This is a genomic window from Devosia sp. J2-20 (assembly GCF_055808475.1).
In genome coordinates, this window is record NZ_CM147870.1 from 1884866 (window position 1) to 1900282 (window position 15417).

The following is a 15417-nucleotide window of genomic DNA, read 5'->3' on the forward strand; positions in this document are numbered from 1 at the left end:
TTATGGCGTTGCACGGCCGGGCAACACATATGCGTTTTGACTACAGCAACGGCGCGACGGATTTTGCGGTTTTCCCGCTCAGCTACCAGTTCCGCGCAGAAACTCCTGGACCACAGTCTTGGCAATAATGCGCAAGTCCAGCAAGGCGGAAAAGTTTTGGATATAGGCAAGATCATGGTCAACGCGAGCCCGGGCTAAGGCAGGATCGGATGCGTCGCCCCTATATCCATTTGCCTGTGCCCAGCCCGTTATCCCTGGCTTCATAGCAAGACGATAATCGTAGTATGAGACCAAATTCCGATAGGTTTGATTGGAAGACATCATATTGGGAACATGCGGCCGAGGTCCCACGATTGACATGTCCCCCCTTATTACGTTGATCAGTTGTGGCAGCTCATCAATGCTCGTGCTCCGCAAGAACCTACCCACTTTTGTAATGCGTGGATCGCCTGATCGCGTGTGATTGATACCTGTCTCGTCGCATTCGTCTATGCGCATCGAGCGGAATTTAAACGCCGTAAAGGAGCTGCCATCCAGGCCTTCTCGTGGCTGCTTAAAGAAAACTGGTCCCCGGCTTTCGAGGCGAATAGCAACAGCAACAAGCAAGAAGAGGGGGGTAAGCAAAGCCAAACCGAGCACGGACGCGAACAGGTCAATTGCCCGTTTGATCAGCAGTTGAAAACCATAGGTCGGGTTTTCAACATGTGGCACCGGGATATCGCACCTCATCGCGAGCGGCAGCCCACTATGAAGGGTAATTCTGTATTCATCAGCAAATTTTACTGGATGCAAGGCTACGGCAGAAAAATGCGGCACTGCTACCTGATCACTAGATTTGATCGACTGGGCAATGTTTGCGAATTCGTGATTGCCCATAATACCCACCTAAAAATCTATAAGCTCTACTTTTGGCACCACACAAGAATAGCTAATTTAGAATGTACGGCAATATTGAAAATCCGCAGAGCTGCAATGGGGGTTAATTTCAGCTCCAGCGACCGGTAAATTTGCACAAATTCTCTATAACTACCGATAAAAAAACATCTGCAATGAGTGATACCAGTTACATTGATTAGCAGCTGCCGTGGAATGCAAAGAATTCCGGTCTTATTATCCATTCTGCTCGACTTCTAGATCGCACGATCGTCGGTGCTCCGATCATATGGTCTAGCGGAGTGCCTCCAGCTCGCCGTGCGACACGTCAGATACCTCTGACGCGTGCGCTTGCATCGATCTACCTAAAATGGGCTGGCTGCATTGCCCAGAGCGCCAGAGTCTGGCAGCAAGAGTTCAAACAGCGCATCGATTTCAGCCTGAAAATCCTCATCTGCAGCGTTAGCGGCAAAAACTTCCAAGCGAAGGGCGATAAATGACGCATTGGCCACTTCCAGATCGACAGCCGAAGCAAGGGCGCCCGCATAAGCATTGATAGCTGTTTCGCAGGTCGGCACCGTTCCCGCTGGAAGCGTGCACGATGCAAACACAGTCGAGTAAAGGCCTTCATAGCCTGCAACGGGGGCAGCGGTCGAAGTTGACATGGCTGCCATACCGAACACACCAGCCGCCGCAATAGTCGTGATCAGCTTACGCATCTGACATTCCTGTAGTTACACCGCGCACAAACTGCTGGTGTTACTCGCTAATAGCTGTGGAGCCGAATTCGGTCAAGTCGATGTTGAGGCCTTGTTTACCGTAAGGTGGCGAGCAGGTTCGGAAGCGCAATTACCTATTGCCCGCAGATTACCAGAAACAGCCCTTCCCGGTAGTTTACCTCGTTGTAGCGCACTTAAGCTGCAGGACAGACAAGCGCTCACTGCATAGATGAGGTCGGAATTTCACTTCGTTTTGAATGGCGGAAACCTGAGGATCAGACAATCCAGTCGAGAACCGATGCACGTCGTTGCTTTGCTACCCAACGAAAAATGGCCAGCATTGATCGTAGGGAAAAGAACAAAGGCGACGCCCTCCCCTTCCTCCCCCGCTAACCACAACATGATTCAATAATGCTCGATTATTGCGCGGCTCCGTTTTTCGGTAATACTTGGCGCAACATAGTTCATGTTTATCAGCACGGAGAGATACCTTTGTCCAAACGCGTCAGAACGGCCGTATTTCCGGTAGCCGGTCTCGGAACCCGATTCCTGCCCGCCACCAAGGCAATGCCCAAGGAGATGCTGACCGTTGTGGACCGACCGCTCATTCAATACGCGGTCGATGAAGCGCGCGAAGCGGGCATTGAGCATTTTGTCTTTGTTACCGGCCGCAATAAGGGCGTGATCGAAGACCATTTCGACCGCCAGTTCGAGCTCGAAACCACGCTGGAAGCGCGTGGCAAGACCGAGGCTCTCGACGAGCTCCGCAAGGATTTGCCTTCGGCCGGCCACAGCAGCTTCACCCGCCAGCAGGAACCGCTGGGTCTGGGCCACGCTGTCTGGTGCGCCCGCGAAATCGTCGGCAATAACCCCTTTGCCCTGCTGCTGCCCGACATGATTTTCCGCGCGCAGCCCGGTGTCCTGCGCCAGATGATCGACGCCTATGAGGACGAACAGAACGGCGGCAATGTTATTGGCGTGGAGGAGTGCGCGTGGGAAGACGTATCCTCCTACGGCGTAGTCGTGCGCGGGGAGGGCCCCGATACCGGCTTCACCATCAATGGCATGGTCGAAAAGCCCAAGCGTGAAGAGGCGCCATCGAACCTGTTTATTTCGGGTCGCTATATTCTGCAGCCGGAAATCTTTAACCTGCTGGCCGACCAGGCCAAGGGCGCTGGCGGAGAAATCCAGCTGACCGACGCCATGCAGGTGCTGATGCAGGAGCAGCGTTTCACCGGGGTAAAATACGAAGGCAAGGTCTTCGACTGCGGTTCAAAGCTGGGTTTTTTGACGGCCAATGTGCTGTTCGCCCTAGACCGGGACGATATCCGCGACGGCTTCATCAAGGAACTGCGCAATCTCAATCTGGGCGATCAAATAGCTGAACATTGAGGCACCTCAGCGTTGGAGCCGTTCGGACATCCGAGCAACGCCAACGCGGGCACACAAGCTCGACTTGCTCATGGATCCATGGTCATCGGTATTCATCCAATCCAAAACCTGAGTGCTCAGGTGGAATAATGGATCACGCGATAAAGGCGGGTAAATTGGTTGGCGATATAGATCGCCGCTGGCATCAGAACTCTCGATGCTGCCGCTCTGAACACAAGGTCATTTTAGAGAAATACTCAGGTGATGCCGCTCAAAGCCGAATATCGAAACCACTGGCACCGCGCAGATGGTTCTACCTGGCGTGTGAGCAATCAAAGTCTACATCTGGATATCGCTCTTTGCGCATCCTGGGCTCTTTGGTAAGTACCTGTGCATCAATGAATATGGGCCGTGGAACACATGACCAGCCTCAAATTTGGCACCAGTGGATTGCGAGGCCTGGCTACAGACCTCATCGGAACAGAGGCGCGACGCTATACGACTGCGTTCTTGCGCCATCTGGACCAGATTGGCGAAGCTGCTGATACTTTGTATCTTGGTCGAGACCTGCGTTCGAGCAGTTCAACCATACTTGCAGACTGCGCAAATGCCGCATCAGCCTTGGGTATTGAAGTTGTTGATTGTGGCGTATTGCCAGCGCCCGCACTTGCCTTACATGCTATGGCGGCAGGCTCCCCAAGCCTCATGATTACTGGCAGTCATATTCCTGCTGATCGCAACGGGCTGAAGTTTTACCGTGCCGCCCGAGAGATCAGCAAGGAGGACGAAACCGGTATTATACGGCAATTAGGGGACTTTCGATTTTCTGACATTTCCGCATCCACGCTGGATAATACCGCTGCGGCTTTTGATCGCTATCTGAATAGATACAACGGATTGTTGCGCGCTGACGCGTTGAAGGGCTGGCGAGTTGGCGTTTACGAGCACTCGAGCGCGGGAAGAGAAGCTTTAGCAAAAGTCTTTGCGGCTTATGGTGCCGAGATCGTTAGGCTCGGGCGCGTCGACGACTTTGTGGCCGTTGACACTGAGGCATTTACCGATGCGGTATTTGCCCCCTTAACAGGTTGGCTCGAGCAACACCGCCTTGATGCGATTATATCTGCAGACGGGGACGCGGATCGACCACTCTTGATGGACAATCAGGGGGAGTTCGTTCGTGGCGATGTTTTGGGACTGTTGGCGGCTCAGTTCTTTAAAGCTGACACAGTGGTAACGCCAGTCACCTCCAACACCGCCATCGAAGCGAGTGCCCTGTTCCCAACTGTGATCCGTACAAAAGTAGGTTCACCCTTCGTCATCGAAGGGATGGAGAAAGCGTTGGCGAGCGGCGGACACCGTGTCTTTGGCTTCGAAGCCAATGGAGGGACGCTGTTGGGAAATGATCTTGCCACTGACGGCGAAACCCAACTGACCGCCCTTATGACGCGTGACGCCATCTTGCCATTGATTGGGGTTTTTGCTTTGGCAGCAGAACAATCATGCTCAATCTCAGACTTGGTCAAACAATTGCCATTGCGCGTCGCACTGAGTGGGCGATTGGAAAATTTCTCAAGCCAAAAGAGCAGCGCGTTGTTGGAGAAGTTGATGGTTCCACAGTCAGCAACAGCTTTTTTTGCAGCGCGTGGATCAATCGTGCGGATGGAAGCGATCGATGGACTTCAGTTCTTCCTCTCAGACGACACCATGGTCCACTACCGCGCTTCGGGCAACGCACCAGAGTTACGATGCTACGTCGAGGCCAGCACATCCGCCCAAGCTGATAGCGCCCTGCAGTGGGGGTTGGATGCAGCAAGAATAGGAATAGCGCAGTAAATCGAGAAGATGTTGATCGCTAATGGATCGTCTGCTCTTCACCCCCCTCTCGTGCTGTTCACACTATGACGCTTTTTGAGGCCTGAATTTCCCGCCAGCCTACAAGCGAAATCCACTAACTTTGCTTTTAGCCTTGATGCTATTCTCAGGCTCTAACGGCCGCGTTGCCCGGTAAGAGGCTGCCTAAAACATGAAATCATGAGCAAAGACTAGCCGAAGAGTTTTCCAAACGGCCGTTCCCTTCCATGTTGGTCTATCCATTTCCGCTTAACCAGGCATGCAGCTGGTCGGCCAGGATTGTGGGTTCGTGTTCGGCGCCGTGCAGGATCAGTTCGGGCTGGCTGGGTTCTTCGAACGGGCTGTCAATGCCGGTGAAATTGGCGATCTCCCCGGCGCGGGCGCGCTTGTACAGTCCCTTGGGATCGCGCGCTTCGCACACCTCGATGGGCGTGTCGACATAGACCTCGACAAAGTCGATATCGCCGGCAATCTCGCGCGCCAGCCGCCGCTCATTGCGGAACGGCGAGATGAACGAGACCAGCACGATCAGGCCGGCATCGGCCATCAGCCGGGCCACTTCGGCCACGCGGCGGATGTTTTCCACGCGCGCCGCTTCGGTAAAGCCCAGATCCCGGTTCAGCCCGTGCCGCACATTGTCGCCATCCAGAATATAGGCGTGGCGGCCTTCGGCGGTCAGCCGCTTTTCCAGCAGATTGGCGATCGAGGACTTGCCCGAACCTGACAGTCCGGTAAACCAGACGATGCGGGCGGTCTGCCCCTTCATGGCAGCGCGCACATCGCGGTTCACATCGAACGACTGATAGGTCAGGTTCTGCGCCCGGCGCAGACCAAAATCGATGGTCCCGGCCCCCAGCGTCGCATTGGTCAGCCGGTCCACCAGAATGAACCCGCCGGTCAACCCATTGCTGGCATAGCTGTCAAAGGCGATGGGCTTGTCCGTGGCAATGGTCAGCGTGGCCACTTCATTGAGGTCGACCTTGGTCGCTGCGGTCTGCTCGAGCGTGTTCACATTGGTGCGGAATTTGAGATCGGTAATGGTGGCCGGCACCATTTGCGCGCCCACCTTGAGCAGATAGGAGCGCCCCACAAACGCCGATTCCTCGGCCATCCACACCACGCGGGCCTGGAACTGGTTGGAATATTCCGGCGTCTCGCCGGGACGCGACAGCACATCGCCGCGCGAGATATCGACCTCGCGATCAAGCACCAGCGTCACCGCCTGCCCCGCCTGGGCATGGTCCAGATCACCATCCATGGTAACGATGCGACTGACCACGGCCGGTTTGCGCGAGGAGGCAATCAGCACCTCATCGCCCACGGCAATGGCGCCTGACGCCACCGTTCCCGAAAAGCCGCGGAAATCCAGATTGGGCCGGTTGACCCATTGCACCGGAAAGCGGAACTGCTGGGCGCTGCGGTCTTCGCTGACATCAATGGCTTCAAGATAGGGCACCAGCGCTGCGCCATCATACCAGGGCGTGCGCGGGCTTTGGCTCAGCATGTTGTCGCCGCGCAGCGCCGAGACCGGAATGGCCTCCAGCGTCTTGAACCCCAGCGGCGCGGCAAAGGCGCGATATTCAGCAACAATACGGTCAAACACGCCCTGATCGTAATCGACCAGATCGATCTTGTTGACCACCAGCACCACATGCTTGACCCCGATCAGCGACAGGATGAAGCTGTGTCGGCGGGTCTGGGTCAGCACGCCCTTGCGCGCATCGATCAGCACCAGCGCCAGATCGGCATTGGACGCCCCGGTCGCCATATTGCGGGTATATTGCTCATGGCCCGGCGTATCGGCGACGATGAACTTGCGCTTGTCGGTGGAAAAGAACCGATAGGCCACGTCAATGGTGATGCCCTGCTCGCGCTCGGCGGTCAGCCCGTCCACCAGCAGCGAGAAATCGATCCCCTCATCGCCCACATGGCGGTTATGGCTTTCCTTTTTCAGGCTCGCCAACTGGTCATCCAGGATCAGCTGGCTGTCATAGAGCAGCCGCCCGATCAGCGTGGACTTGCCATCGTCTACGCTGCCGCAGGTCAGAAAGCGCAGCATCGACTTGTCGGTCTGCTGGCGCAGCCACAGGGCGATATCGGTATCGGGTGTCACTGAGATATCCATCAGAAATACCCTTCCTGCTTCTTCTTTTCCATCGAACCCACGCTGTCGCTGTCGATCAGCCGCCCTTCGCGCTCCGAGGTCCGGCTGGCCTGCATCTCCATGATGATCGAGGCCAGATCGGCCGCATCGGAGCGGATAGCCCCGGTCAGCGGATAGCAGCCCAGCGTGCGGAACCGCACCATTTCCATGCGCGCAGTCTCGCCCGGCTCCAGTGGCATGCGCGCGTCATCGACCATGATCAGCGTGCCCGAGCGCTCCACCACAGGGCGGGGCTTGGCAAAATACAGCGAGGGCAGTTCGATCCCCTCGGCATAGATATAGGTCCACACGTCCAGCTCGGTCCAGTTGCTGATCGGGAACACCCGCATGCTCTCGCCGGGGTTCAGCCGCGTGTTGAACACCCGCCACAGCTCGGGCCGCTGGTTCTTGGGGTCCCAGGCATGGCTGGCATTGCGGTGCGAGAAGATGCGCTCCTTGGCCCGGCTCTTCTCCTCGTCGCGCCGCGCCCCGCCAATCGCGGCATCATACTGCCCGGCGTTGAGCGCCTGACGCAGCGCCTGGGTCTTCATGATGTCGGTATAGCGCGAGGAGCCATGCTCGAACGGATTGATATTGGCCGCCAGACCCTCGGGATTGGTATGGCTGATCAGCTCGAAGCCATGCTTGTCCGCCATCGCATCGCGAAACGCGATCATCTCGGCGAACTTCCAGGTGGTGTTCACATGCAGCAGCGGAAACGGGATCTTGGAGGGATAAAACGCCTTGCGCGCCAGATGCAGCAGAACGCTGGAATCCTTACCGATCGAATACATCATCACCGGCCGCTCAAAGCTGGCGGCAACCTCCCGCAAAATCTCAATGCTCTCAGCCTCGAGAGACTGCAAATGGGTTAGTGCACCAGTTAGCAACGCTATCAACTCCAATCGACAGGCCGCCACGAGTAGCCTGAACACGGCCAGTTGGTAGGCTGCATGGATTTTTCGATCAAGGCGAAATGGCCTGAAAGCGACGCCGCTTTGGGCCGAAAGGCACAATAAACTCAACGACTTGCGTTACCCGCCATTGAACACTGCGAGCAATTCGTACATGCGCAGGAAAGTGCGTGCGAACACCGCTGAGGAGAAAAAAGTTTATGGAACCAGCTTCAACCTCGGTTGGCCTGCCTCCGCTCAATTCCGTTCTCATCGGCGAGCCATGCACCAGATGCAAATCTGCCTATTCAGACAGTTTCACAGCGCGTTGGGGCATTAATCAGTATTGTGTTTTTCGGCACGCCCGACTTCAATAAAATTACTTTGAATGGTAATTGACGCCGCATCTAATTGTTAATTGAGCCGGGGATTTAATTGATGTCGGATTTGATCGTTCCAGTCATTCTGGCGGGTGGACAGGGCACTCGGCTCTGGCCGATGTCTCGAGCTGCACGCCCAAAACAGTTCCTGTCTCTGGTCGGCGACGTCAGCTTGTTCCAGCAGACGCTGCAGCGCGTCAACGACCAGTCGGTCTACGCACCGCCGGTGGTAATTACCAATGCAGACTACCGATTCATTGTAGCGGAACAGGCCGCAGAACTCGAACTGGCACTGCACGCTACACTTCTCGAGCCGCTCGCACGCAATACCGCCGTCGCCATTGCCGCGGCCGCGGCCTTTGTGAGTGCCAGCTTTGGCCCAGAAGCAATCATGCTCGTCTTACCCTCTGACCATGATGTGTCCATTGATGAAGGCTACCGCCACGCCATTCAGCATGCGGCACACGCTGCCCGAAACGGCAGTTTGGTCACATTTGGCCTTGTGCCTACACATGCTGAGACTGGCTACGGCTATATCAAAGCAAATGCTTCCCCGGGTGACGGCGCGAAACCAATTGATGCTTTTGTCGAGAAGCCTGACCTAAAGCGTGCCCAGCAAATGCTAGCAGAAGGCGGATACTTCTGGAATTCAGGGATGTTCATGCTCGGCGCGGGCGCCTTTATGCGCGAATGCGCAAGTCTGGCCCCTGAAACTTTCTCTGCAGCTGAGGCCTCTGTGACAACGGCCAAATCTGATCTGGATTTCGTACGTCTTGACGAGGCAAGCTTTTCACAAGCTCCCAACATATCGGTTGACTACGCCATCTTTGAGAAGACCAAGCTTGCGATGGTGACACCAGTCAACTTCGGCTGGTCTGACTTGGGCAGTTGGGATGCAGTTTGGAAAGCCAGTTCGAAAGATGCCAACAACAATGCAAGTCAGGGCAACGTTACGATGAATGACGTTTCCAACTCACTCGTTGTAACCGACCACGCACATGTGGCTGTTGATGGCCTGGACAATGTCGCTGTCATAGCAAGCAATGACGCTATCTATGTTGGAAAGTTGTCGGAGGCACAGAAGGTCGGAGCAATGGTCAAAGTGCTTCGCGCCGACAAAAAAACATCAGGTCTCACAGAAATCCATAAGACAGCATACCGCCCTTGGGGTGGGTATTCCTCAATATTGGCGGGCGATCGTTTCCAGGTCAAACGGCTCTTCGTTAAACCAGGTAAAAAACTGAGCCTGCAGAAGCATCATCATCGTGCAGAACATTGGATTGTGGTTCGAGGCACAGCCGATGTGACAATCGACGGAGTGGTTACAACACTAAGTGAAAACCAGTCGATCTACTTACCACTTGGCTGTACCCACCGGCTTGCTAACCCTGGAAAGATCGAACTCGAGTTGATCGAAGTGCAGACGGGGTCCTACCTGGGTGAAGACGACATCATTCGCATTGAGGACGAGTTTGGTCGTGCTTGAGCGCATCGCTGCAGTATCGACGACAGCCAAGTATTCTTAGGGCAATAATGCTCGCCCTGCCCCATTGCAGGGCAAGCACTTCGATGCTAAACGACGGCCCGTGCCGATATAGCTCAGTTGGTAGAGCACCTGATTTGTAATCAGGGGGTCACGGGTTCGAACCCTGTTGTCGGCACCACAAGTCCCTACATTTTGGTTTTCTTGCCTGCATCATGCCGGCGGTGGTATTTGCGCGTCTGTCACCGCAGATAGGTAGCAGTTTCACCGATAGTGCACGGATCCTGTGTCACGGCCTCAAATCATGCTTTTTGCGATCTTGATTGTGAATGACTGTATTCTAACTGATAGCCTTAGCGTGGCGGCTGCGTGCAGACACCAAGTTCGCCGAATTTGCGCCAGTAGCCTTGGGAGAGGCTGGCTGTAACGAACAGAACGTCGACGGCATCAGTGGAGAGGAGAGTAAGCGGTGACCATCAAATTTGAGCCGTCAGAACTGCCCGGTTGGCCGGCGGCGATGAGCCAGCAAATGGCCGCTTCTTACTGCGGCCTCTCAGTAGGAACCTTCGCTTCTGTGTGCCCCGTCGTCCCGATCTCGATAACAGCGTCCAAGGCAGGCCAAAGGTATCTCAAGTTGCGCTTGGATGAATGGCTTTTATCGCTCGATATCAACGAGCCCAGTCCAAATGCGGGAATTGAGCGCACGAGCCGCGTTCGCCAAGTGAGAACCCAAGCCCGAAGAATACTGAGGACGCGGGGCGCCAACTACTAGGGTGCAGTTAGCTTGGCAGAATGTCGGTCAGCTGCTCCCTCAAACCCAGCAATCTATGCAATTTACTCGCACGAAATGCGGTGCATGACGTCGGGCGGGCCTTACACCAAGATAAATCGGCGCAACGTGGTCCAGCAATGGTAAGCTTAATTTGCAAGTTTAGTTGATCGCCAGATGGTTGGGCATATGTTCGCGTCATGGACAATCAACTCACAAATTGGGCCAGCCTGCTCACTCTCACCGTCGCTGCCGCGGCAATTCTGTTTACGGCAGCTATCTTGGCGATCACCAAACGAAACAAGCAACAGTCCCAAACGATGATTGAGCCCGAGCACAGCCTTGTCCGTCCACAGCAGGCATCTAATGCCAACCCAGAGGTCGTTGCACGTTTCATACAGGCCTTTAACGAAAACTCCTGACAAGCATTACGCTTTGTCGCTGCTGCCAAAGGATTTTGACCGCCGCCCGTGCGAATATCACTTTCACAAATTGTGAAAGCTAATGGTCCACTCACAAACGCCCAACGACAAATCTGGGCAGTCGAACACGCTGAACCTGACGCCAAAAACCGCACTCGTTGGCTGCTCATTACCATACAACGCCTATTCGCTTGCTCCTGGTCAGCGCCACAAAGCCCCGAAACCAGCCCGATGGGCATCCTTGTGCCCCCAATAGGCCTATGAAAGACGCAGTTTCAATGCGCCATGGGCATCCCTAAAAGCTGGGGTCATAGTTGAAATAGAGCGGATTTGAGAGGGCGACCATATTCTGGCTCTGGGCCATGGAGTTTGGAACTTCGGGGTATGGGGCCTGCGGGCCTTCGATTTCCACGCGGTAGTAATTCCGTTCTCCGGTCGCCGGCGTATCGATAAACTGCCCCGAACGCATATCGGCATCGGTGATGAAGCTACCGAAATCGTCGCGATTTTTGATCACCCGCACCTTGTAACAGGCACCCGCAATGCCGCCGCCAACCAGCCGCACTTCAAACGTCACTGGCCGCCCGGTGGGTTTGAGGTTATCGCCCATCATCATGTCCATCACGCCGTCGCCATCATGATCGGCCCAGAGTTCGACACGCGGATTATAGGGGTTGGAGCTGACTGAAGCCCGCCCTGCAACCAAAGCCTCGAGCAGCGCCTGCTTGCTGCGTGACTTGGCAAAGACCCAGGTAGTTGGGGTCCCGACATAATTGCCAGTGGCTTCAATGCTCAGCGGGGTAATCTGTTCAGGGGTGTCGGGGACACCATGATGGCTATCGCTACCGCCGCGCGCGCCCAGCATCCGCCCTGACTTCAGCATGTCGTCCCAGATCCGCACGCCGGGCACATTCTTGGGCCAGACGCTGGTGTTCCATATCTCCACAGAGTCGGCGAGATCGAAAGAGTAGCCGTAGTGGTTCTTGGTGCTGGGATGGTTCGCCGACATGTGGATCCCCAGCTCCTGCTTGAGCTTGAGGATGTTCCAGTCACGGTCATCGCGGTGATCGAAAACGCGTTGGTGATCATAGGGCTCAGCGGAAAGAATATTGATGTGCCCGCGGCAGGCGGTGAGTTCGGCACCGTAGAACAGCAGGACGGTGTCGGATCTGAATTCGGGATCTGCCCAAGTATGCTGCGCGACGGCGCCCTGCACATGAACGTCGTGATCCGTGATCGCCAAATAGTCAAAACCCATCTTCTCGGCAAAGCCGATGATCTTGGCTTGAGGATTGTTCGAGGAATCCTTGCTGTGGCGCGAGTGCATGTGCCAGTCGCCCTTGAGCCAGACACCATCGATGTGACTGGCCAGCGGCGGCAAGGTTTCTGGAATGGGCGGGATCATGGCGCATCCGCCATGGTCAGGCGCAGGGTCACGATCTGAAACGGCGCCAAGCGTAACCGGACGGTTTCACTTTCGATGGACACAGGCTCAGGCGCGCGCTCGAGCAGATTGACGATCTCGACCGATTGCGTCCCGATTGGCAGGTGAACAACAGCCTCGCCCTGCCGGCCATGGGTTTCCCATAGACGGGCGATGATGGCGTCGCCAGTCTCGCTTTTCTTGATGGCTTCAAGGGTAACGCCAGAACCATCGACCTGAACAAGTGGCTGCATGTTGCTGGTAGCTTCAGCGCTACCGGCGACAAGCCTGAGTGGCAGATTGTAGGCCTCGGCTCGGGCCGGTATGTCGCTCGCCAGCAGGCCGTGATGCACGAACAGCGCATAGCTAAAGCGGTGTTCACCCTGATCGGCCTGGGCCCAGGGATAGGTGGGTGACTTCAACAGGGTCAGGCGCACCGTGCTGCCGCGAACGTCATAGCCATATTTGCAGTCATTGAAGAAAGCGACGCCGAAGTCAGGTTCGGACATATCCATCCAGCGATGCATCACGGCTTCAAAGCGCGCCTGATCCCAGGATGTATTGCGATGGGTGGGACGACGCACATGCCCAAACTGGATTTCGGCGGTGCTTTCGCGCGCCACCAGATCGAGTGGGAATGCGGACTTTATCAGGGTGTCGTGTTCATGCCAGTCGATGAAATTTTCAATATCAAGACGTTCGCTGCCGCTTTCCAGCGCCACGATCTGCACAATTCGGGAGGCTTCATAGTGCCATTCAAGACGTAGCGCTGCGCGGTAGGGACCGGTCTCGACGATTTCCAATGAAACCAGATTGTCGATCTCCCAGATCTGATCCTCAAAGCTCTCATCGATGTCCCAGGCGTCATATTCGACCGGGGTATCGCGAAAGGCCTGCAGCCGGTTAGCGGGGCTGCCAGCGATGATGGTCTCACGCTGACAACGCTTGTCGAACAGCGACACGATGCGGCCCTTGTCGTCCAAACGGACCGAAATCAGCGCGTTTTCCAGATGTCGTTCCGACACACTCAAGTCAGTCAGCCCGGCGGCGGCCGTGCCCGGCACGAGCCCGACCGGAGTAACACTGGTGGGCGCCAGACCTTGAACCGGCACGCCCTGGCTGATGCTGCCATCGGCATGGCAGATGCGCTGAGTAGCGCGCTGTTGACCGTCTAGGGTTACCAGCTGCGGCTGATCAGCGGCTATCTCAAGCAGCCCGTCGCGCGGCCGACCCAGCACGTTGAAAATGCCATGCTTGTCCTGTCGGGTCAGGCGCGCCGTCAGGTCGGTTCGCATTGCCTCTGCCTGGCTGAAGAAGCGGGCATAGTCGCGATCGCTATCCTCGAACACGGCGCCGATGGAGGTGCCGGGCAAAATGTCGTGGAACTGGTTGAGCAGAACGATGCGCCACAAATCGTGCAGTTCCGCAGCCGGGTATGGCCGGTCCAGATTTCGCTCCGCCAGCACAGCGAGCACTTCGAGTTCGCGCAGGGCCTGTTCGGCCAAACGGTTATAGCGCTTGTTCTTGGCAACCGAAGTCAGTGTGCCACGATGGTATTCGAGATAAAGTTCGCCCACCCATGTAGGAAAATCATCGGGATGCGCATTCATGCGGGCGAGCAGGCGCTCGAAATAGGGGCGCATGGGTTCGTGCCGGACGGCCGGGCAGCCCGGAATACCCTTCTCCATACGCCGGATGTTCTCCAGCATTTCGCGTGTAGGGCCGCCGCCCCCGTCCCCATGGCCGTAAACCAGGAACAGTTCGCTGTTGAGATCCTGCTGGCTGTGGCGCCGCCACGTGCCCATCACATGGGTGGGCTTGAGGTCCGGGCAGTAGGTAGTGCCAAAACCATTGGCCGTGTAGGGCTGCGTCGTCAGGAAATAAGCGGCAACGGTGCTGCCATCAATGCCTTCCCAGTGGAACGTCTCATTGGGCATGCGGTTGGTGTCATTCCAGCTCAGCTTATGGGTGACAAAAACATCTACATCGGAGAGTTTCATCATCTGCGGCAGCGCTGCTGAATAGCCGAATGTATCGGGAAGCCAGAAGATCCTGGGCGTCACGCCAAAGGTCTGCTCGTGATAGGCCACCCCATGCAGGATATGCCGGGCAAAAGACTCGCCATTGGTGATGTTGGCGTCGGGCTCCAGCCACAGCGCGCCCTCGATCTCAAAGCGCCCGCCCTTTACCTGCGCCTGCAGCCGTTCGAACAGCTCGGGATAATCCTCTGACAGATAGTCGAGCAGGACGCCCTGATTGTACATGAACTGGTAGTCGGGATATTGCTCCATCAGCGCCAGTGCGGTCGCCATGGAGCGTGCCATTTTCTGCCGCGTTTCGCGAATACGCCAAAGCCAGGCGACATCGATATGGGTGTGGCCGGTCACGGTGACAGTCGGCTTGTTCTCAAAATCATCGGCCTCATAGATGGCCTTGGCCAACTGTTCGGCCTGCCGCAACGACGCTGTAAACCGCGCTGCATCGCCGGGGCGGAAATCAATCGCCTTGAGCGCGTCGTCAATCGTGTTGAGGATGAAGTGTCGCCGCGCGTCATCGGCGGCAAGCAGCCGCGCCACATTGAGTGGGACGCTGAGGTCGTAGAACACCTGTTCAACCAGCGGGTCGTGCAGCATCAATGACATGGCCATGCCATGCTGGCGCCGGTCTTCGATCGTGCCGGCTTCAAGCAGGATGTCGAAGCGCTCTCCAGGTTTACCCTCTGTCGTCAGCAGCAATTCGCGGTGATTGCCATCGGCGCCCTGGGCGATCTTGCCGTTAACGCGGACCAGGCATTGGGGATCAGAACGACCGCGGGTGTTGCCGAACTGTGCATCCACCTTGAGGTAGACACGGCGATCCCTGGCCGCGTCCGGCAGTTCGACCGACGTCGCGAACCAGAAGTAGCTCTCCGGCTCACCCCAGACCAGAGACGGCTCGACCTGCTCCCAGGCGTTCGGAGCCTGGGTAACAATCTCCGCCCGCTCTTCGGGCAGACCGCGCCGGAACCGTAGCGGCAGGGCCACATCCATGGGGGAGAAAATCTTCTGCTGCAGACGGCTCAGGAGGTGGTCGAGTTTCTCGATACGCATC

General features: G+C 56.4%; 10 protein-coding genes and 1 tRNA gene. 5 read left to right on the plus strand and 6 right to left on the minus strand.

Features of this window, described 5'->3' with window-relative positions:
• Positions 1 to 78: 78 nt before the first annotated feature.
• Both AC0L37_RS09195 and AC0L37_RS09200 read right to left on the minus strand, forming a co-directional pair.
• Positions 79 to 876, minus strand: coding sequence for a sugar transferase (locus tag AC0L37_RS09195; RefSeq protein ID WP_473315273.1), 798 nt, complete (start codon positions 874 to 876; stop codon positions 79 to 81).
• A gap of 362 nt (positions 877 to 1238) precedes the next feature.
• Positions 1239 to 1592 (minus strand): hypothetical protein, encoded by a 354-nt coding sequence (locus AC0L37_RS09200; RefSeq protein ID WP_282221345.1) that lies wholly within the window; start codon positions 1590 to 1592, stop codon positions 1239 to 1241.
• A gap of 492 nt (positions 1593 to 2084) precedes the next feature.
• Here AC0L37_RS09200 and galU point away from each other — a divergent pair, with 492 nt between their 5' ends.
• Together galU and AC0L37_RS09210 are read left to right on the plus strand one after the other, a co-directional pair.
• Positions 2085 to 2984, plus strand: coding sequence for a UTP--glucose-1-phosphate uridylyltransferase GalU (gene galU / locus AC0L37_RS09205; protein ID WP_282221344.1), 900 nt, complete (start codon positions 2085 to 2087; stop codon positions 2982 to 2984).
• A 399-nt stretch (positions 2985 to 3383) separates the two neighbouring features.
• Positions 3384 to 4796, plus strand: coding sequence for a phosphohexomutase domain-containing protein (locus AC0L37_RS09210; protein WP_282221343.1), 1413 nt, complete (start codon positions 3384 to 3386; stop codon positions 4794 to 4796).
• 253 nt (positions 4797 to 5049) lie between these two features.
• Here the strand turns inward: AC0L37_RS09210 and cysN are convergent, their stop codons facing one another.
• Positions 5050 to 6939 (minus strand): sulfate adenylyltransferase subunit CysN, encoded by a 1890-nt coding sequence (gene cysN / locus AC0L37_RS09215; RefSeq protein ID WP_282221342.1) that lies wholly within the window; start codon positions 6937 to 6939, stop codon positions 5050 to 5052.
• Positions 6939 to 7847: a sulfate adenylyltransferase subunit CysD gene (cysD, locus tag AC0L37_RS09220; protein WP_473315283.1), complete on the minus strand. Its 909-nt coding sequence runs from the start codon at positions 7845 to 7847 to the stop codon at positions 6939 to 6941. The genes cysN and cysD overlap by 1 nt, the downstream gene beginning before the upstream one ends.
• Before the next feature lie 441 nt (positions 7848 to 8288).
• Here cysD and AC0L37_RS09225 point away from each other — a divergent pair, with 441 nt between their 5' ends.
• The 3 genes from AC0L37_RS09225 (at position 8289) to AC0L37_RS09235 (ending at position 10904) form a co-directional block, all read left to right on the plus strand.
• A complete protein-coding gene (locus tag AC0L37_RS09225) occupies positions 8289 to 9716 on the plus strand; it encodes a mannose-1-phosphate guanylyltransferase/mannose-6-phosphate isomerase (RefSeq protein ID WP_282221341.1) in 1428 nt (475 codons plus the stop codon).
• Positions 9717 to 9818: 102 nt separating this feature from the next.
• Positions 9819 to 9894 (plus strand) — tRNA-Thr (locus AC0L37_RS09230).
• A gap of 788 nt (positions 9895 to 10682) precedes the next feature.
• Positions 10683 to 10904, plus strand: coding sequence for a hypothetical protein (locus AC0L37_RS09235; protein WP_282221340.1), 222 nt, complete (start codon positions 10683 to 10685; stop codon positions 10902 to 10904).
• A gap of 295 nt (positions 10905 to 11199) precedes the next feature.
• On the opposite strand, the gene AC0L37_RS09240 is transcribed toward AC0L37_RS09235, so the two are convergent.
• Both AC0L37_RS09240 and AC0L37_RS09245 read right to left on the minus strand, forming a co-directional pair.
• Positions 11200 to 12309 (minus strand): CehA/McbA family metallohydrolase, encoded by a 1110-nt coding sequence (locus AC0L37_RS09240; protein WP_282221339.1) that lies wholly within the window; start codon positions 12307 to 12309, stop codon positions 11200 to 11202.
• Positions 12306 to 15416 (minus strand): alpha-mannosidase, encoded by a 3111-nt coding sequence (locus tag AC0L37_RS09245; protein WP_282221338.1) that lies wholly within the window; start codon positions 15414 to 15416, stop codon positions 12306 to 12308. The genes AC0L37_RS09240 and AC0L37_RS09245 overlap by 4 nt, the downstream gene beginning before the upstream one ends.
• Between the last annotated feature and the right edge of the window lies 1 nt (position 15417).